Origin of the sequence: Kitasatospora sp. NPDC127060, from assembly GCF_042724935.1 — a bacterium.
Classification (GTDB): Bacteria; Actinomycetota; Actinomycetes; order Streptomycetales; family Streptomycetaceae; genus Kitasatospora.
Genome location: NZ_JBHXEG010000069.1, coordinates 33605 through 51929, shown reverse-complemented (window position 1 = coordinate 51929; position 18325 = coordinate 33605). Strand labels below are relative to the sequence as shown.

Genomic DNA, 18325 nt, shown 5'->3' with positions numbered 1-18325 from the left:
TCGAGGACCAGCAGCAGGGGCGCGGTGCGGGCCGCCTCGTCCAGCTGGGTCAGCGCGCCCGCTGGGGGTGGGGTTAGAGGTGTGGGCCGGTCAGATGGGGATGGTGGGGTGGTGGGTGCTGAGGAGGTGCCAGAAGCGGGGGGTGAGGGGTGGGGTGGGGGTACGGGGCTGGGTGGTGGCGCCCCAGTGGGTGGGGATGTGGTGTTCCTGTTGGAGGAGGGGGAGGACGGCGGCGAGGTCGGCTTCCGGGACGGGGACCAGTCGGGCGAGCGGGCGCAGGTGGGGCTGCCAGCGGCCGGTCACGCACTGGCGGAGCAGCCGATCGAGGGCTTCGCGGCGGCCGGTGGCCTCGACCAGTTCGGTCAGGCGCAGGCCGAGTACCTGGGCGAGGGCATGGGTCTGGTCCGGGTCGCCGTCCCAGTGGCCGGTCAGTTCGGCCTGCCGGTAGGTGGGGAGTGGCATTCCGATCCGTTCGGCGACGGTCTCCTGGGGGAGTTCCCGGGACAGGCGGTGGTCTCGCAGGGTCACCGGGCGGCCGTCCATCAACTGGTCGGCCGGGCACCAGAGGGCGCGGGCCAGGGCGATGAACTCGGCTTCGCCGGGCCGCAGCTCGCCGTTCTCCCAGGCGAGCACGTGGCCGGGGAGCAGCCGTACGCCGTGCGCGGCCATGCCCTCGGCGACCTGCTCGGGGGTCAGCCCGAGCCCGGCCCGGTGGGCGCGGGCGGCTCCCGGCGAGAACGGCACCGGGGCGAGGGCGGCGGCGGGTGGCTTTCTGCGGCGCATGGCACCGAACGTAGGTGCGGCCGGCGGCGCGTCCCCAGCCGCCGAACGCACGAAGCGGGGTCGGTCGGCGCTGCTCCGCGCTGGGCGATCGCACAGGGCGGATGCGTGTACGTCGTGTGACCAACCCCTCCGTGACCTCGGTTGACTCCCGGTTCGGGCGCGTGATGGGATCCTGGGGCCAAACGGAGGCATGGAGAGGAAGCCGGTGCGAGTCCGGCGCGGTCCCGCCACTGTCACCGGGGAGCACCCTCGGAATCGCCACGGCGGGTCGTCAGGAGCCGCTGGAAGGCCCGTGGGTGCGTCCGACCCGGAAGCCAGGAGACTCTCGTCACCGGTACGTCGATCCAGGGCGCGGACCCTGAGTGAGGACACCCACGCGATGCAGGCTGCCCCACCGAAGACGGACCCCCGGACAGGGCCCAGCCGCCCGCTGCCGTGCGCCCGCTGACCCGCGCCGCCGCCTTCGCGCTGGGCGCCGTCGCGGGCTACGCCGCCGACGCCCGTTTCGCCGACCCGCGCCGCGGCCACCCCGTCGCCCTGTTCGGCAGCGCCGCGACCCGGCTGGAGCGGCGCCTGTGGCGCGACCACCGGGCCGCCGGGGCCGGGTACACCGCGCTGTGCGTGGGCACGGTCGCGGCCGGGGCGGTCGCCCTGGACCGTACGGTCGGACGGCGTCCGCTGGGCCGGGCCGCGCTGGCGGCCGCGGCGACCTGGACGGTGCTCGGCGGCACCTCGCTGACCCGGGAGGCGCGCACCATCGGACGCTCGCTCGCCGCGGGCGACCTGACGGCGGCCCGGGAGCGGCTGCCGCACCTGTGCGGGCGGGATCCGAGCGCGCTGGACGAGCAGCAGCTCGCCCGGGCGGTGGTCGAGTCGGTGGCCGAGAACACCGCCGACGCCGTGGTGAACGCGCTGACCTGGGGCGCCCTGGCCGGCACCCCGGGCCTGCTGGCCTTCCGCGCGGTGAACACCCTGGACGCCATGGTCGGCCACCGTTCGCCCCGCTACGCCCGGTTCGGCTGGGCCTCGGCCCGGCTGGACGACCTGGCGGGCTGGCCGGGCGCCCGGCTGACGGCGCTGCTGACGGTGGCCGCCGCGCCCGAACCCCGTACCGCCTGGCGGGTCTGGCGCCGGGACGGCTCCGCGCACCCGAGCCCCAACGCCGGTCAGGCCGAGTCGGCCTTCGCGGGGGCGGTCGGCGTGCGGCTGGGCGGGAGTCTTCGGTACCCGCACGAGCCGAAGGGCGCGTCGGCTTCGGGTCACGAGCGCCCGGGGGCGAATGCGGAGCCACAGCCGCGGGTGGAGCACCGGCCGGTGCTGGGGGCGGAGTTGCGGCCGGTGACGGTGGACGACATCGAGCGGGCCTGCACGCTGTCCCGGCGGGTGGGCGCGCTGGCGCTGGGTACGTCGGTCGCGGGGCATCTGGCGGTCCGCCTGTGGATGAGGAGGGGTAGGGCATGAGCAACGCACTGCTGGTCGCGGGGACGACCTCGGACGCGGGCAAGAGCGTGGTGACGGCCGGGATCTGCCGGTGGCTGGTCCGCCAGGGTGTCCGGGTGGCGCCGTTCAAGGCGCAGAACATGTCGCTGAACTCCTTCGTCACCGCCGACGGCGCCGAGATCGGCCGTGCCCAGGCGATGCAGGCGCAGGCCGCCCGGGTGGAGCCGGAGGCGGCGATGAACCCGGTGCTGCTGAAGCCCGGGGCGGACGGCCGCAGCCAGGTGGTGCTGCTCGGCCGGCCGGTCGCCGAGGTGGGGGCGCTGGACTACCGGGAGCGCAAGCCCGTCCTGCTGGAGCGCGCCCTGGAGTGCCTGGCGGACCTGCGCGCCCGCTACGACGTGGTGGTGTGCGAGGGCGCCGGCTCGCCCGCCGAGATCAACCTGCGCGACCGGGACATCGCCAACATGGGCCTGGCCACGGCCGCCGCGCTGCCCGTGGTGGTGGTCGGGGACATCGACCGCGGCGGGGTCTTCGCGGCGATGTACGGGACGCTGGCGCTGCTCTCGGCGGAGGACCAGCGGCACGTCGCGGGCTGGTTCGTCAACAAGTTCCGTGGCGACGCCCGGCTGCTGGCGCCCGGGCTGGAGATGCTGCACGAGCTGACCGGCCGTCCGGTGCTGGGCACCCTGCCGATGCTGCCGGGCCTGTGGCTGGACGCCGAGGACTCGCTGGACCTGTCCACCGTGGTGGACCGGGCGGACGGGCCAGGGCCGCTGGGAGCGGACGTGCTGCGGGTCGCCGTGGTGCGCTTCCCCCGGCTGTCCAACTTCACCGACTTGGACGCGCTGGCCCAGGAGCCCGGCGTGCTGGTGCGCTGGGCGACCCGGCCGGAGGAGCTGGCGGACGCCGACCTGGTGGTGCTTCCCGGCACCCGGGCCACCGTCGCGGACCTCGCCTGGCTGCGCGAGCGCGGGCTGGAGCCGGCGCTGAAGGCGCGGGCGGCGGCCGGGCTGCCGATCCTCGGGGTGTGTGGCGGCTACCAGATGCTGGCGCGCTCGATCGAGGACGAGGTGGAGTCCAGGGCGGGCGCGGTCGACGGCCTCGGGCTGCTGCCGACCCGGGTGCGGTTCGGCGTCGAGAAGGTGCTGGCGCGGCCGGTCGGCGAGGCGTACGGGCAGCGGGTCGAGGGCTACGAGATCCACCACGGGGTGGTGGCGGTGGAGGGCGGCGCTCCGTTCTTCTCCGATGGCACCGGGCACGGCCTGGACGGCTGCCGGGTAGGCTCGGTCTGGGGCACCACCTGGCACGGCGCGCTGGAGAACGACGGCTTCCGCCGCGAACTCATGCGCGAGATCGCCGAGTTGACGGGCCGGGCATTCGTGCCGGCGCCGGACACCTCGTTCGCCGCGGCGCGCGAGGCCCGGCTGGACCGGCTGGGCGACCTGATCGAGGAACACGCGGACACCGACGCGCTGTGGAAGCTGATCGAGGGCGGGGTGCCGGCGGCCGGAACGCTGCCGTTCCTCCCGCCCGGGGCACCTGGGAGTGACACGCATGAGTGACGTCCGCTATCCGTTCACCGCGATCGTCGGCATGGCCGACCTGCGGCTCGGGCTGCTGCTGAACGCGGTCTCCCCGGCCGTGGGCGGCGTGCTGGTGCGCGGCGAGAAGGGCACCGCGAAGTCGACCATGGTGCGCGCACTGGCCGGGCTGCTGCCCGCCATCGCCGTCGTGGACGACTGCCGCTTCGCCTGCGACCCGGCCGCGCCGGACCCGCAGTGCCCGGACGGCCCGCACGCCAGCGCCGGGAGCCGTGAACGGCCCTCCCAGCTGGTCGAGTTGCCGGTCGGCGTGGCCGAGGACCGGATCGTCGGCTCGCTCGACCTGGAGCGCGCGCTGGCCGAGGGCGTCAAGGCGTACGAGCCGGGGCTGCTCGCCAAGGCGCACCGCGGCGTGCTGTACATCGACGAGGTGAACCTGCTCCAGGACCACGTGGTGGACCTGTTGCTGGACGCCGCCGCGATGGGCCGCTCGTACGTCGAGCGCGAGGGCGTGTCGGTGCGGCACGCGGCGCGGTTCCTGCTGGTCGGCACGATGAACCCGGAGGAGGGCGAGCTGCGGCCTCAGCTGCTCGACCGCTTCGGCCTGACCGTCGAGATCGCCGCCACCCGGGACCCGGCCGAGCGCGCCGAGGTGGTCCGGCGCCGGCTCGCCTACGACGCCGACCCGGCCTCGTTCGCCGCCCGGTTCGCCGAGGAGGAGCGGGCGCTCGCCGAACGCATCACCACGGCGAGGGACTTGCTCTCCAAGGTCGAGCTGAACGATGTGGCGCTACGTCAGATCACCGCCGTGTGCGCGGCGTTCGAGGTGGACGGGCTGCGCGCGGACATCGTGATGGCCCGCACCGCGGTCGCGCTGGCCGCCTGGGCGGGGCGGACGGAGGTGCTGGAGGAGGACGTCCGCAAGGCCGCCCAGCTGGCCCTGCCGCACCGGCGGCGGCGCAATCCCTTCGACGCCCCGGGGCTGGACGAGGAGAAGCTGGACCGGACGCTGGAGGAGCACGCCCAGCAGGACGAGCCCGAGGCGCTCTCGGAGGAGTCTTCGCAGGAGCCGGAGGGCGACGGGCCGGAGCCCGAGGACGACGGACCGGGCCCGGACGGCGGCGGTGACGGCGGTCCGGGCGGCGGCGGTGCGCCCGAGCCCTCCGACGACGGCGGCGCCCCGGAGGCCTCCGCCCCCGAGCCGAGCGGCGCCGACACCGAGGCGCCCGCCCCGCAGCCCGTACCGGCCCAACACCCCGCCCCTGCACGGGAGTCCGCCCCGGTCGCGGCCGGGGATCCGTACCGGACCCGGCTGTTCACCGTGCAGGGCACCGGCCACGGCGCCCAGGGCCGCCGCTCCCCCGCCGAGACCACCGGCGGGCACACCGTCCGGGCCCGCCGCCCGCAGGGCACGCTGAGCCGGCTGCACCTGACCGCGACCCTGCAGGCCGCCGCCCCGCACCAGGTGGCGCGCGGGCGGTCCGGCCGGGCGCTGGTGCTGCACAAGGACGACTTCCGCGAACAGGTGCGCCAGGGACGGGAGTCCAACCTGGTGCTGTTCGTCGTGGACGCCTCCGGCTCGATGGCCGCCCGGCAGCGGATGACCGCCGTCAAGGGTGCGGTGCTGTCGCTGCTGATGGACGCCTACCAGCGCCGGGACAAGATCGGCATGATCACCTTCCGCGGCGCGGACGCCGAACTGGCGCTGCCGCCCACCTCCTCGGTGGAGGTCGGCGCCGCCCGGCTGGAGACCCTGCCCACCGGCGGCCGCACCCCGCTGGCCGCCGGCCTGCTGCGCGCCCACGAGGTGCTGCGGGTGGAGCGGCTGCGCGACCCGAACCGGCGCCCGCTGCTGGTCGTGGTCACCGACGGCCGGGCCACCGGCGGCCGCGACGCGCTCGCCCGCTCCCAGCGCGCGGCCACGCTGTTCGCCGCCCAGGGCACCGCGAGCGTGGTGCTGGACTGCGAGTCCGGACCGGTCCGGCTGGGCCTGGCCCGCACCCTGGCCGGGCTGCTCGGCGGCAGCGCCGTCAGCCTGGACGAGCTGCGCGCGGAGGGTGTGGCCTCGCTGGTCCGCGCGAACCGACCCGTCTCCACTTCGATGCGAAAGGCGGCCTGAGCCGACATGCCCAAGGGTGTCCCCGAGAGCGTTCCCGACGACGGCCTGACCACCCGCCAGCGCCGTACCCAGCCGATCACCGCCGTGCACACCGGCCCCGGGAAGGGCAAGTCCACGGCCGCCTTCGGCATGGCGCTGCGGGCCTGGAACCAGGGCTGGTCGGTCGGGGTGTTCCAGTTCGTGAAGTCCGCCAAGTGGAAGGTCGGCGAGGAGAACGCGCTGCGCGTGCTCGGCGCCTCCGGCGAGGGCGGCAGCGTCGACTGGCACAAGATGGGCTCCGGCTGGTCCTGGATCCAGCGCTCCGCCGAGCAGGAGATGACCAGCGAGGAGGCGGCCAAGGAGGGCTGGGAGCAGGTCAAGCGCGACCTCGCGGCCGAGACCTACCGCTTCTACGTGCTGGACGAGTTCACCTACCCGATGCACTGGGGGTGGATCGACCCGGCGGAGGTGGTGGCCGTGCTCAAGGACCGTCCGGGCAGCCAGCACGTCGTCATCACCGGCCGGTACGCGCCCGAGGCGCTGACCGAAGTCGCCGACCTGGTCACCGAGATGACCAAGGTCAAGCACCCCATGGACGCCGGCCGCAAGGGCCAGCGCGGTATCGAGTGGTAGGCCGTTGAGCACCGTCCCCCGCCTCGTCGTCGCCGCGCCCTCCTCGGGCGCCGGCAAGACCACCGTCGCCACCGGCCTGATCGCGGCGCTCGCCGCACGCGGGCTGGCGGTCTCGCCGCACAAGGTCGGTCCGGACTACATCGACCCGGGCTACCACGCGCTCGCCGCCGGGCGCCCGGGTCGCAACCTGGACGCCTTCATGTGCGGGCCGGAGCGGATCGCGCCGCTGTTCCTGCACGGCGCGGCAGGGGCGGACGTCGCAGTGGTCGAGGGCGTCATGGGCCTCTTCGACGGGGCCTCCGGGCGCGGGGAGCTGGCGTCCACCGCACACGTCGCCAAGCTGCTGCGGGCGCCGGTGGTGCTGGTGGTGGACGGCAGCTCGCAATCCCGCTCGGTGGCCGCGCTGGTGCACGGCTTCGCGTCCTGGGACCCTCAGGTGCGCCTCGCCGGGGTGATCCTCAACCGGGTCGCCTCCGACCGGCACGAGCACCTCCTGCGCGAGGCCCTGGAAGAGGGCTCCGGGGTGCCCGTGCTGGGCGCACTGCGCCGCTCGGCGGCGGTGGCCACCCCCTCCCGCCACCTCGGGCTGATCCCGGCGGTGGAGCGCTCGGCGGCGGCACTGAAGGCCGTCGCGGACATGGGCGAGTTGGTCGCGGCCTCGGTCGACCTGGAAGCGGTACTGGAACTCGCCCGCACGGCACCCGAGTTGGACGCCGAACCATGGGACCCGTCGGCCGAGGTGACGCCGGTCGCCGGGCGGCCGCGGATCGCGGTGGCGGGTGGCGCCGCGTTCTCCTTCTCGTACGCCGAGAACGCCGAACTGCTCGGCGCGGCGGGCGCGGAGGTCGTCCCCTTCGACCCGCTGCACGCCTCGGCGCTGCCGGCGGGCACCGCCGGTCTGGTCATCGGCGGCGGCTTCCCGGAGCTGTACGTAAGGGAGTTGAGCGGGAACGCCGAACTGCGCGGCGCCATCGCCGGGTTCGCCGCCGCGGGCGGGCCGATCGCCGCCGAGTGCGCCGGGCTGCTCTACCTGGGGCGGGAGTTGGACGGCCTGCCGATGTGCGGAGCGCTGGACACCACCGCCCGGATGACCGAACGGCTCACCCTCGGCTACCGGGAGGCCGTCGCCCTGCACGACTCCCCGCTCGCCCCGGCCGGCACCCGGCTGCGCGGGCACGAGTTCCACCGCACGGTCTGCGAACCCGGCGCCGGCGAACAGCCCGCCTGGGGCTGGCGCCTGCCGACCGGGCCGCGCACCGAGGGCTTCGCCGCCGGGAACGTGCACGCCTCGTACCTGCACCTGCACTGGGCCGGGGCGCCCGCACTGGCGTCGTCGTTCGCGGGGGCCGCGGCGGCGTTCGATGCCGGGACGCGCCCATGCACGTGATCGTCCTCAACGGCGGCTCCAGCTCCGGCAAGTCGAGCATCGCCCGGCGCCTGCAGGAGCTGCTGCCGGAGCCCTGGCTGCACCTCGGGGCGGACACCATGGTGGAGGCGCTGCCGCCGTGGCTGCTCGGCGGCGGGGAGGGCATCGGCGGACTGAGCGACGGGGACGGCACGGTGGCGGTCGGGCCGGCCTTCGCCCGGCTGGACGCCGCCTGGTCGGCCGGGGTGGCGGCGATGGCCCGGGCCGGGGCACCCGTCCTGGTGGACGAGGTGTTCCTCGGCGGAGCCGCCTCGCAGCAGCGCTGGCGCACGGCGCTGGCGGGCCTGGACGTGCTCTGGGTCGGCGTGCGCTGCGACCCCGCGGTGGCCGCGGCCCGGGAGGCCGCGCGCGGGGACCGGGTCGCCGGGATGGCCGCCGCCCAGGCCTCGGCGGTGCACCGGGGCGTCACGTACGACCTGGTCGTCGACACCTCACGGGCCTCGGTGGCGGACTGCGCCGGGGCGATCCTCGCGCGGCTGTCCGAACGGGGTTGAGCCCCGCCCGGGCGGCCCGGGCGGGCTCCTGCGGTTGACTGTCCGGCAGCACACCCCATTCCCACGGAGGCAAGCCCATGGCCAGGCAGCACGAGTACACCGCCGAGATCGAATGGACCGGCAACCGGGGCACCGGCACCAGCGACTACCGCGCCTACGCCCGCGACGTCGAGGTCTCCGCCGAAGGTCTGCCGGGCATCCCCGGCTCCGCCGACCCCGCCTTCCGCGGCGACCCGGCCCGCTGGAACCCGGAGCAGTTGCTGCTGGTCGCGCTCTCCCAGTGCCATCTGCTCTCGTACCTGCACCAGTGCGCGGTGAACGGGGTCGTGGTGACCTCGTACGTCGACCGGCCGACGGGCACCATGGCCGTGACGCCGGAGGGCGGGCGCTTCACCTCGGCGGTGCTGCGCCCCCGGGTCGAGGTCGCCGAGCCGGGCATGGTGGAGCGGGCGCTCGCCCTGCACGCGGCGGCGAACCGGGGCTGCTTCATCGCCAACTCGGTCGACTTCCCGGTGCGGCACGAAGCCGAGGTGACGGTGGCGGTCACGGGGTAGGGCGGGTCGGGCGAGCCCGACGGATCTCGTCGGATCAGAGCGCGAGGGTCTGCCAGCCCCGGGTGATCTGCTCGTGGACGGCCGTCGGGTCGAGGGCCGTCGGCTGGGCCGCCGCCAGTGCCGCCAGCAGGCCGGTGCCGTCCGCCGGGCGCTGGGCCGGGTCGACGGCCAGGGCTCGGCGGACCACGGCGGCGAGCGTCGGGTCGAGGGCCTCGACCGCAGCCAGTGCGGCCGGCTCGGGCCCGGTGTCCACGATCCGGCGGATCACCGCGCCCGTGTTGGTCGCCGCGAACGGGCTCGCGCCGTGCGCCGCGCACACCACGCAGCACGCCCAGGCCCACACGTCGGCCGCCGCGCCGACCCGCTCGTCGCCGAACTGCTCCGGCGCCATGTACGTCAGGGTGCCCGGACCGCCGCCGGTGGCGGTCAGCCGGGTGCCGTCCACGATCGCCGCGATGCCGAAGTCCAGCAGGCGCGGACCGGCCGTGGTGAGCATGATGTTGGCGGGCTTGAGGTCCCGGTGGACCAGCCCGAGCCGGTGCACCCCGGACAGCGCCACGGCCAGCGCCAGCGCGAGGGCGCGCAGGGCCTCGGCCGAACGGATCGGCCCCTGCTCGCGCAGATGGGCGTCCAGCGGGCGGCCGTCCAGCAACTCCATGGCCAGGTACGGGCGTCCGGCGTCCACGCCGGTGTCGAGCACCCGGGCGGTGTAGGCGCCGGGGACCATCGACAACACCTCGGACTCACGCTGGAAGCGGCGCAACAGGTCGGCGTCGTGGAGGAGTTCGAGGTTGATGGTCTTCAGCGCGACCTGGGTGGCGGAGCCCTGGCGCTGGGCCAGGTAGACCGTGCCCATGCCGCCGGAGCCGATCCGGCCGAGGAGCTGGTAGCCGCCGATCGTACGGGGCTCATGGGCACCGAGCGGGCTGCCGATGGGCGGGGCCGACGGGATGGGCGGGATGGGCGGGATGGGCGGGGTGGGCGGGGTGGGCGGGGTGAACTGCGCGGGCACGTAGCGCGGTTGCGGCGGGGCGGCGGGCGGCTGCGACGGTGCGACCGGTTGCTGCGGCTGAGCGGTGGGTGCGTACGGGTTCTGCGCGGCCAGGAAGGCCTGGAACGCCTCGGCGGCCTGGGCCGCCTCCGCCCCCGACGCCCCCGACGCCCCCGGAACCTCCGACGCCCCCGCGCCGACCGGCCTGGGCTTGCGGCTCACGAGCAGGCCGACGAGCTGGTACACCGCAGCGACGACGACCAGGCCGACCGGCAGCAGGAACACGCCGATCAGCGCGCGCAGGGCCACGAGGGCGATCAGCCGGCCCTGGGTCCGGCCGGACGCCCAGGCCTCCCGGGGCAGGCCGGCGGTCAGCAGCTTGCGCTGGGTCAGGTACCAGAGCGCCAGCCACAGCAGCAGGAACCCGATGAACAGGCCGATGTACCAGGTGTGCGCCTCGTGGAGCGGAAGGTGCCATTCGCGGGCGAGGTAGCGGGAGTTGAGAAGGTCGTACGGCCGCCCCAGCACGTAGTAGCTGGAGAGGTCCATGAAGTACACCAGGACGACCGGTACGACGGCGGCCACCAGACCCACCGCCAGCTCGCCGACCGTCGCCCCGGTGCCGCCCGGTGCACCGGCGGCCGCATCCGCCCCCGTGGCCGCCAAGGCCCGTCGTCGGGTGGCGGTCTGAGCGCGCACCAGCACCGGTAGCGACGCCAGCCGCAGCACCAGCGCCACGACGACCATGATCAGTAGCGCCATTTCGAGCAAGTCCAGCATGCTTCCCCCTGCCTGATCGAGCACACGGAGTATAGGCGGGTGGCCGCAGGGGTCGGTCCGGCCCGTCCAGCGGTGCGCCGAGGTAGCGGTCGATCTCCGCGCTCAGTTCCTCCGGCATCGGCACGTGCCAGTGCCCGCTGCCGGCCCTGGCGTTGAACAGCACGCCGTCGCCCCAGCGGATCAGCCGGCGGGCCTCCGCCTCCGGGTCGGGGGAACCCGCGCGGGCGAGGAGGTCGGCGGCGAGGTCGGCGAAGACCGGCCGGACCCGGCGGGATGTCGGTGGTGGCGGGGAGGATGGAGCTATGGGTGACTCCAGCAAGGCCATTGCCGACTACTGGGACGCGGCCGCTGCGGCCTTCGACGAGGAGGCGGATCACGGGTTGCGGGCCGGACCGACGCGGGCGGCGTGGGTGGGGCGGGTGCGGGGGTGGTTGCCGGCGGGGGCGGTGGATGTGCTCGATGTCGGCTGTGGGACGGGATCGTTGGCGGAGCTGGTGGCGGCGGGCGGGCACCGGGTGACGGGAGTGGACCTGGCGCCGCGGATGGTCGCGCGGGCGCGGGCGAAGCTGGCGGCGGCCGGGCTGGCGGGGCGGTTCCTGGTGGGGGACGCGGGCGCGCCGCCGGTGCGGGAGGGCGGCTTCGACGTGGTGCTGTCGCGCCACCTGGTCTGGACACTGCCCGACCCGGAGCGGGCGCTGCGCGCCTGGGTGCGGCTGCTGCGGCCCGGCGGGCGGTTGGTGCTGGTCGAGGGGCGGTGGCGCGAGGCGGGCGAGCCGTCGGCGCCGTACGTCGCCGGGGCGGGGCACCTGCCGTGGGGCGGGGGTGTCGGGGCGGAGCAACTCGCTGCGGCGGTAAGGCCGTTGGTGGCGGCGTTGCGCGTGGAGCCGCTCAGTGGGGACCCGGTGTTGTGGGGCGGCCCGGTGGCCGACGAACGCTACGCGCTGGTCGCCGAGGTGTAGCGAAGGGCTACGAACCGCTGCCGAAGGTCCCGTTGAGCGGGTCGCCGAGGAAGCAGGCGGTGCAACGGAGGCGGGTGTAGATCGCCACCGTGCCCATGCAGACGTCCTCGCGACCGTCGAGCGGGGAGAGCGAGCCGGCCGGCCCGCCGCACTCCAGGCAGCGGCGGTGGGGGCGGGCGCTGACCGAGCAGGCCCGGCAGACCAGGTGGGTGGGGTGTTCGGCGTGCACGACGACGGGCTGGGGGCCGCCGTGGAGCAGATGGTCGCACCAGGTGCAGGACTCGTCCCGCTGCGAGGCGAGCATCCGCTCCCGGGTCTCCCGCTGCCACTTGGCCGCGTTCTGCAGCGGCACCTTGACCGGCGGGCCCCAGCCGGCGGCGGCGAGCCACTGGGCGCCCTCCGCCCCGGCGGCCCGCAGCTGGTCGTCGACGGCGATGTCCCTGGGGGTCTTGCGGCTCATCGGGCCCCTCCTCCGGCGCGGCGTCCCGATGGGTTAACGCGGCCGGGAGGTGGTGGTCACGCGAACGACCCGGCCGCCGGCCCGAACGGCCCGGCCGTCAGCCCAGCGGTTCGGTGTCGCCGTGGGCGACGAGGAGCTTGCGCAGCAGGGTGTCGAGTTGGGCGCGCTCGTCGGCGTCGAGGGCGGTGAGGATGCGTTCCTCGTTGCGGATGTGGCCGGGCAGGGCGGCGTCGATGAGCTCCTTGCCGGCCGGGGTGAGGCGGACGAGGACGGCGCGGCGGTCGGTCGGGCAGGGGTTGCGTTCGACCAGGCCCTTGGCGGAGAGCTTGTCGACGCGGTTGGTGATGGCGCCGGAGGTGACCATGGCGGACTTGAGCAGGGCGCGGGCGTTGAGCTCGTAGGGTTCGCCGGAGCGGCGGAGGGTGGCGAGGACGTCGAACTCGGAGGGGTCCAGGCCGCAGGTGAGGAAGTAGTCGCGCAGGGCGTTGTCGACCCGGACGTTGAGCCGCCGCAGCCGGCCGATCAGGGCCATCGCCTCCAGCGGCAGGTCGGGGCGGTTCCTGGCCCACTGCTCGGCGATGTCGTCGACGGTGTCGCGCTGCTGCATGGCCTGTCATCTCCCTCGTGGCTGCTGCTCCACCGGTCCGCCGCTCACGGCTGCCGGTCTACCGGCCGGTCGCAGATATCTTAACATTCACATACTTGACGTTCGCCGATCCCGGGCGTAGAAATATCTCAACGTTCAGATAATCAACGTTGAGGGGATTGGGATCACCATGGACCGCAAGCGCGCAGGGATCGCCGCCACCGCCGCACTCGCCCCGGCCGCCTGGGGCACCACCTACCTGGTCACCACCCAGTTGCTGCCCGAAGGCCGCCCGCTGCTGCTCGCCGCACTGCGGGCACTGCCCGCCGGGCTGCTCCTGCTGCTGATCGGCCGCAAGCTGCCCAAGGGGCGCTGGTGGGGGCGCGCGGCGGTGCTCGGGATGCTCAACATCGGACTGTTCTTCCCGCTCACCTTCGTCGGCGCCTACCGCCTGCCCGGCGGCGTCGCGGCCACGATCGGGGCGATCCAGCCTCTGCTGGTCGCCGGGTTCTCGATCGGCGTGCTCCGGGTCCGGCCCGGGCGCCGGGCGCTGCTCGCCGGGCTGGCCGGGGTCGGCGGCGTGGCCCTGCTGGTGCTCAAGAGCGGGGCGACCCTGGACGGCGTCGGGATCGCCGCCATGGTCACCGCGATCGGGCTGATGGCCATGGGCACCGTCCTCACCCGCCGCTGGGGCCGCCCGGAGGGCGCCACCATGGTCGACCTGACCGCGTGGCAGCTGCTCGCCGGCTCGCTGTTCCTGGTCCCGCTCGCGGCGCTGGTCGAGGGCGCGCCGCCGGCCCTGAGCGTCTCCAACCTGGCGGGCTTCGCCTACCTCGGGCTGCTCAGCACCGCGCTCGGGTACGTGCTGTGGTTCCGCGGCATCGAGCGGCTGGGCGCCGGACCGGCGTCGTTCCTGGGGCTGATCAACCCGGTGGTGGCCACGGTCGGCGGCCTGGTCGTGCTCGGCCAGACGCTCACCGCGTGGCAGGTGCTGGGACTGCTGCTGGCACTCGGCGCCATGCTGGTCGGCCAGGCCCCGGCCCGGCGCACCGCCCCGGCCGCCCCCGCAGCGGCCGCCACTCCGGCCGCCAACCCGGCGCCCGCGCCCGTACCCGCACCCCAGCCGGCGACCGCCCGCTGACGGCCCCCGCCTCCGCCCCGCCCCGCCCGGTCACCGACCCGGGCGGGGCGGAGCCGTGGGGGGCTCAGCCGGTGGCGCGGATGTAGATGTCGGCGGCGCCCGGCAGCCCGCCCGGGATGGTGGCGACGTAGATCCGGCGGGCGCTGGGGGCGTGGGTGGGGACGGCGGACGGGGTCGCGGTGGGTGTCCAGGTCGGGGTCGGGCTCAGGACCGGGGTCGGGCTCGGGACCGGGGTCGGGCTCAGGACCGGGGTCGGGCTCAGGGCCGGGGTCGGGCCCGGGTCGGGCACGCCGTCCTCCGGCTCGCCGTCACCGGTCACGCTCGTGGAGCCACCCGCCCCGCCGTCCACGGTGGGCTCGCCGGCTTCGTCGTCGGCATCGGTCGGGGTCGGGGTCAGGGTCGGGGCCGGGATCGGCTCCGCCGCGATGGACGGCGGCGCGGAGGTCGCCCCGGACCGTGGTTCCGTGACCTCCGGGGCGGCGGCGGACGGCGAGGCCGACGCCCCGGACCCGGCCGCCCCCTCCGGCCCCTCCGGCAGCTCCGGGGCCTCGGCCGGCTCGTCGCCCCCGAGGGCGGCGGCGAGGTCCGGTGGCAGCGGGGCGGCGGGCCCGGGCTCGGGGAGGTCGTAGGTGCGCAGGAAGTCGCCGAGGCCGGGCTCCTTGCCGCCGCCGAGCCGGTAGTGGAGGTAGGCGATGGGCGCGCCGTCGGAGGTGCGGGTGTAGACGGCGCCGACCGGGACGTAGTAGCGGCCGGCGCCGGGGTGCTGGGAGGGGTGGAGGCCGGCCAGGCGTTCGGCGCGGTCCCGGTCGGTCTCCCGCCCGGCCCGGCCGACGGTGAGCGCGTTGACGCCGCGCACCACCAGGGCGGCGCCGGCCGACACGCACAGCACCAGGCCGACGGCGACGGTGCGCCGCAGCACGGGTCGGCCGTGCAGGGCCGGCCAGGAGTCGGTGACCATCCGCTCGGGTGGGTTACCGTCCACGGTTCGCTCGCTCCCCCGCTTCGATCAGGACGTCCGGCCGGCACGTTCGGCCGGGACGTCACTCTCTGCTCGACATGGGACGCTAGCGGAGAGTTCCTCAGCCCAGGTAGGCGGGGGCGACGGCCGCCTTGGTGACCAGCCGGGCGGCGCCGGAGCCGTCGGCCGGGACGGTCCACAGGTCGGCGCCGTAGTCCCCGGGGAGGGCGTAGATCAGCGTCCCGTCGTCGGACCAGAGCGCCTGGTCGTCGATGTTGCGCTGCTCGGCGGTGGCGGTCTCCGTCCCGGTCGCCAGGTCGAGGACGTACAGCCGCCAGGGGGCGTCGGGCGACAGGCCGGGGACGCGCTTCTTGTACGCGATGCGGGTGCCGTCGGGGGAGAGGGAGGGGCACTCGACGTTGTCGTGCACGGTGGTGAGGGTGCGGGCGGCGAGGTCACCGCGGACCAGGTGGGTCTGCCCGGCGCTGGCCAGGGTGGCGTAGAAGGTGTTGTCGTCGGCGAAGGTCACGCCCCAGATGTTGATGTCGTGCGCCTGGTACGGGTGGCCGTCCTCGATGACGGCGAAGTCCTCCAGGTTCTCCCGCAGGTTCCAGTCCCGGACGTCGACGATCGAGCTGCGGGTGGAGAAGTCGCTGCCCGCATAGGAGTCGCCGCTGACGAAGACCGTCCAGGCGGCGAGGTGTCCGGACGGGGAGACCCGGGCGCGGGTGGGGATGCCGGCGGCGGGGAAGGAGCGCCGTTCGTGCAGGTGGTCGTCCAGGACGACGGCGCGGTAGGTGTCGTCCAGCGCGCCGTGCTGGGCCTGGAGGCAGATGCCGGTGCCGGCGGCGGCGTGGAAGCGCAGGCACTGCGTGCCGGAGGCGGTGCGCGGGCCGTCGGGGTGGTCGGCGGGGACGGTGGTGATCTCGTCCCGGTGCGGACCCCAGGCCATGTTGCGGAAGAGCAACTGGCGGCCCTTCGAGGGAACTTGGAGGGAGACCGGGCCGGGTTCGACGGCCGGCCCGCCCGCCTGGGTGCGGTCGCGCTCGGCGGTGCGGTCGGCGGCGTACAGGACGGCGCCGGTGCCGACCGCACCGAGCACCAGGACGGCGAGCAGCAGCACGATCACCCGGCTGCGGTTGTTCTGCAGGTTCACGGTCTCTCCTCGACGACGCTCACGGACTCTCCTCCTCGGCAACCGGCTCCGGCGCCCGCAGCGCCATCGCCGCGCCGGCCACGCACAGCGCCAGCGCACCTGCCGACCAGGCCAGCGCGCCCGGCCCGCCGACCGCGCTCCACAGCGCACCGAACAGCAGCGAGCAGGCGAACCGGGCCAGCGCCTGCCCGGTGCCGACCAGGGCGAGTCCGGCACCGCGCTGCTCGGCGGGCACCGCGTCGGCCGCCGCGGCGGCGAGCACGCCGTCGGTGGCGGCGTAGAAAGAGCCGTGCAGCACCAGCACACAGATCACCGCGGGCAGCCCGCGCAGCGGCGAGAGCAGCAGCCCGTACGCGAGCAGCAGGACGCCGTGTCCGAGCAGGAAGAGCCGGCGGCGTCCGATCCGGTCGGCGAGCGAGCCCAGCGGGACGGCGAGCAGCAGGAAGGCGGCGGCGGTGCCGAGCGGCAGCAGCGGGAACAGGTCGACGGACAGGCCGAGTCGGCGCTGGATCAGCAGGTAGAGGAAGGAGTCGCTGACGGTGGTCAGCCCGAGCAGCACGGCGCACAGGGTGAGCCGGCGCAGTCCGGGCCGTCGCAGCAGGGTGAGGCTGCTGCGCAGTGTGGGCACGGTGGTTGACGGTTCGTCACCGACCTGCCGGTTGGGCACGAACAGCAGCAGGATCAGCACGCCCAGCGCGGCGACGCAGGCGCTGACGGTGAACACCGCGTCGTAGCCGTGCCGTTCGCCGCCGTCGGCGAGCAGCGGGCCGCCGCCCAGCCGCAGCACCAGGAAGGCGGTGAGCGGGCCGAGCAGTGCGCCGGCCGTGTCCATCGCCCGGTGCACACCGAACGCCCGTCCGCGGTGGGCGGGTTCGGTTGCCAGCGAGATCATGGCGTCCCGGGGCGCGGTGCGCAGGCCCTTGCCGGTGCGGTCGGCGGCGATGACGGCGCCGATCAGCGGCACGGTGTGGACGAGCAGCAGCAGCGGCCGGCAGAGCGCGGAGAGCCCGTAGCCGATGGCCGCGACGGTCTTGTGCCGGGCGGCGCCGTCGCGGCCTCGGCGGTCGGCGAGGTGGCCGCCGGCGAGCCGGACCAGGGCGCTGAAGCCGTTCTGGATGCCGTCGAGCAGGCCGAAGCCGAGCGGGGAGAGGCCGAGTCCGGTGAGCAGGTAGAGCGGCAGCACGGCGTTGACCATCTCGGAGGAGATGTCGGTGACCATGCTGACGGCGCCGAGGGCGAGGACCGCCCCCGGCACTGAGCGCAGGGCGGCGCCCCGCCGCACCTGGCCGGTGGCCGGTGCGACGGGGGCCTTCGAGCTGCGGGAGTCCGCGACGTACACGGGCGTCAGTTCCAGATGCCGGTGATGTCGGAGGCGTTGGCGGAGTTGCCGGCGTGGGCGTTGACGCCGGCCAGGTCCTCCAGGGTGTGCAGCACGTCGTAGTGGTTGTACGTGGTGGCGGTGGAGCTGCCGGGGGCGACGTGGGCGCCGTAGACCACGGTCGGGATGCGGTTGCCGGCCAGCCTGTTGTCCTCGTCGAAGGTCACCACCAGCAGGCTGTTGTTGCCCTTGGCCCACTGCGCGTACGCGTCGAGGTTGCTCTGCAGCCAGGAGTCGCCGGTGCCGACCGAACAGTCGTGCATGTCGTCGCAGAGGTCGGGGATGACGAAGGAGACCTTGGGCAGGGTGGTGAAGTCGGTCGGGAAGGCGTCCATCCCGTAGGCGCTGGAGGTGGGGACGTTGCCGAAGCCGAACCACGGGTTGTGCTTCTGGGCGTAGTTGCCGCTGCTGCAGTCGGTGGCGCCGACTCCGGGCAGGCCCTCGTTGTAGCTGGCCCAGGTCTGGTTGGCGGCGAGCAGCTCGGAGGCCAGGTTGGGCTGCTGGAACGCGCCGACGTCCACGCAGCTGTCGTCGGTGACGCCCTGGGCACTGCCGGAGAACAGCATGTAGTAGTTGGGCTGGCTGGGGTGGGTGAGCGCGAAGGACTGGGTCAGCGTCGCGCCGCCGGCGGCCAGCGTGCCGTTGATGTACGGCGCCTTGGAGCTGCCGATGACCTGCGAGTACGCGTGGTTCTCCAGCATGACGACGATGACGTGGTCGGGGCTGGGCAGGCCGGCCGCGGTGTCGGCGGCGGCACTGCCGCCCGCGGCCCACAGGCCGAGCGAGCCGGCGACCAGGCCGAGACCGGTGGCGAGGGCGGTGATCGGGCGGAGCCTGCGGCGACGGGCGGGGCGCGGGCCCGCGGCGGGGGTGGGGGTGCCGGGGGTGCGGAGTCGTGCGAAGGCCATGGGGTCCTCCGGGTGTCGGGGCTTCCGGGGCGGGAGCGC

17 protein-coding genes, 1 pseudogene and 1 riboswitch are annotated in these 18325 nt (G+C 75.1%); of the genes and pseudogenes, 9 read left to right on the top strand and 9 right to left on the bottom strand.

Going from position 1 to position 18325, the window contains the following annotated elements; all coding sequences use genetic code 11:
- Window positions 1–90 precede the first annotated feature (90 nt).
- Window positions 91–783 carry a helix-turn-helix domain-containing protein gene (locus ACFWIS_RS30570; RefSeq protein WP_380459025.1) on the bottom strand — a complete coding sequence of 231 codons (693 nt, stop codon included), beginning with the start codon at window positions 781–783 and terminating at the stop codon, window positions 91–93.
- A 194-nt stretch (window positions 784–977) separates the two neighbouring features.
- Window positions 978–1108, top strand: a riboswitch (cobalamin riboswitch).
- A 110-nt stretch (window positions 1109–1218) separates the two neighbouring features.
- On the opposite strand from ACFWIS_RS30570, the gene ACFWIS_RS30565 reads away from it, so the two are divergent.
- From ACFWIS_RS30565 to ACFWIS_RS30535, 7 genes are all read left to right on the top strand, one after another.
- Window positions 1219–2244 (top strand): cobalamin biosynthesis protein, encoded by a 1026-nt coding sequence (locus ACFWIS_RS30565; protein ID WP_380459023.1) that lies wholly within the window; start codon window positions 1219–1221, stop codon window positions 2242–2244.
- Window positions 2241–3785, top strand: coding sequence for a cobyric acid synthase (locus tag ACFWIS_RS30560; RefSeq protein ID WP_380459021.1), 1545 nt, complete (start codon window positions 2241–2243; stop codon window positions 3783–3785). The genes ACFWIS_RS30565 and ACFWIS_RS30560 overlap by 4 nt, the downstream gene beginning before the upstream one ends.
- Window positions 3778–5883, top strand: coding sequence for a putative cobaltochelatase (locus tag ACFWIS_RS30555; RefSeq protein WP_380459018.1), 2106 nt, complete (start codon window positions 3778–3780; stop codon window positions 5881–5883). The genes ACFWIS_RS30560 and ACFWIS_RS30555 overlap by 8 nt, the downstream gene beginning before the upstream one ends.
- A gap of 6 nt (window positions 5884–5889) precedes the next feature.
- Window positions 5890–6495, top strand: coding sequence for a cob(I)yrinic acid a,c-diamide adenosyltransferase (gene cobO, locus ACFWIS_RS30550; protein WP_380459016.1), 606 nt, complete (start codon window positions 5890–5892; stop codon window positions 6493–6495).
- A gap of 4 nt (window positions 6496–6499) precedes the next feature.
- Window positions 6500–7882, top strand: a complete 1383-nt coding sequence (locus ACFWIS_RS30545) for a cobyrinate a,c-diamide synthase (protein ID WP_380459013.1) — start codon at window positions 6500–6502, stop codon at window positions 7880–7882.
- Entirely contained in the window at window positions 7873–8415 is a 543-nt protein-coding gene (cpt, locus tag ACFWIS_RS30540) for a chloramphenicol phosphotransferase CPT (protein ID WP_380459011.1), read from the top strand. The genes ACFWIS_RS30545 and cpt overlap by 10 nt, the downstream gene beginning before the upstream one ends.
- 77 nt (window positions 8416–8492) lie before the next feature.
- Window positions 8493–8969 (top strand): OsmC family protein, encoded by a 477-nt coding sequence (locus tag ACFWIS_RS30535; protein WP_380459009.1) that lies wholly within the window; start codon window positions 8493–8495, stop codon window positions 8967–8969.
- A 34-nt stretch (window positions 8970–9003) separates the two neighbouring features.
- On the opposite strand, the gene ACFWIS_RS30530 is transcribed toward ACFWIS_RS30535, so the two are convergent.
- The gene (locus ACFWIS_RS30530) at window positions 9004–10740 is read right to left on the bottom strand and encodes a serine/threonine-protein kinase (RefSeq protein ID WP_380459006.1); all 1737 of its coding nucleotides are present in this window, start codon (window positions 10738–10740) and stop codon (window positions 9004–9006) included.
- Between the two features lie 139 nt (window positions 10741–10879).
- Window positions 10880–11065: pseudogene (locus tag ACFWIS_RS30525) on the bottom strand (hypothetical protein); the annotation flags it as partial.
- Between ACFWIS_RS30525 and ACFWIS_RS30520 the strand changes: the two are divergent.
- On the top strand, window positions 11043–11699 hold the full coding sequence (locus tag ACFWIS_RS30520; protein WP_380459003.1) for a class I SAM-dependent methyltransferase: 657 nt from the start codon (window positions 11043–11045) through the stop codon (window positions 11697–11699). The pseudogene ACFWIS_RS30525 and the gene ACFWIS_RS30520 sit on opposite strands and share 23 nt — an antisense overlap.
- A gap of 7 nt (window positions 11700–11706) precedes the next feature.
- Here ACFWIS_RS30520 and ACFWIS_RS30515 read toward each other — a convergent pair whose 3' ends face one another.
- Window positions 11707–12159 carry a hypothetical protein gene (locus tag ACFWIS_RS30515; protein ID WP_380459000.1) on the bottom strand — a complete coding sequence of 151 codons (453 nt, stop codon included), beginning with the start codon at window positions 12157–12159 and terminating at the stop codon, window positions 11707–11709.
- A gap of 97 nt (window positions 12160–12256) precedes the next feature.
- Window positions 12257–12766 (bottom strand): MarR family winged helix-turn-helix transcriptional regulator, encoded by a 510-nt coding sequence (locus ACFWIS_RS30510; RefSeq protein ID WP_380458997.1) that lies wholly within the window; start codon window positions 12764–12766, stop codon window positions 12257–12259.
- Window positions 12767–12935: 169 nt separating this feature from the next.
- Here ACFWIS_RS30510 and ACFWIS_RS30505 point away from each other — a divergent pair, with 169 nt between their 5' ends.
- The gene (locus tag ACFWIS_RS30505) at window positions 12936–13886 is read left to right on the top strand and encodes an EamA family transporter (protein ID WP_380458995.1); all 951 of its coding nucleotides are present in this window, start codon (window positions 12936–12938) and stop codon (window positions 13884–13886) included.
- Window positions 13887–13950: 64 nt separating this feature from the next.
- On the opposite strand, the gene ACFWIS_RS30500 is transcribed toward ACFWIS_RS30505, so the two are convergent.
- From ACFWIS_RS30500 to ACFWIS_RS30485, 4 genes are all read right to left on the bottom strand, one after another.
- Complete coding sequence (locus ACFWIS_RS30500) at window positions 13951–14868, bottom strand: hypothetical protein (protein ID WP_380458992.1); 918 nt, start codon at window positions 14866–14868, stop codon at window positions 13951–13953.
- Between the two features lie 97 nt (window positions 14869–14965).
- Window positions 14966–16000: a TolB family protein gene (locus tag ACFWIS_RS30495; RefSeq protein WP_380458989.1), complete on the bottom strand. Its 1035-nt coding sequence runs from the start codon at window positions 15998–16000 to the stop codon at window positions 14966–14968.
- A 19-nt stretch (window positions 16001–16019) separates the two neighbouring features.
- Complete coding sequence (locus ACFWIS_RS30490; RefSeq protein ID WP_380458987.1) at window positions 16020–17339, bottom strand: MFS transporter; 1320 nt, start codon at window positions 17337–17339, stop codon at window positions 16020–16022.
- Between the two features lie 5 nt (window positions 17340–17344).
- A complete protein-coding gene (locus tag ACFWIS_RS30485; protein WP_380458984.1) occupies window positions 17345–18286 on the bottom strand; it encodes an alkaline phosphatase family protein in 942 nt (313 codons plus the stop codon).
- Window positions 18287–18325 lie beyond the last annotated feature (39 nt).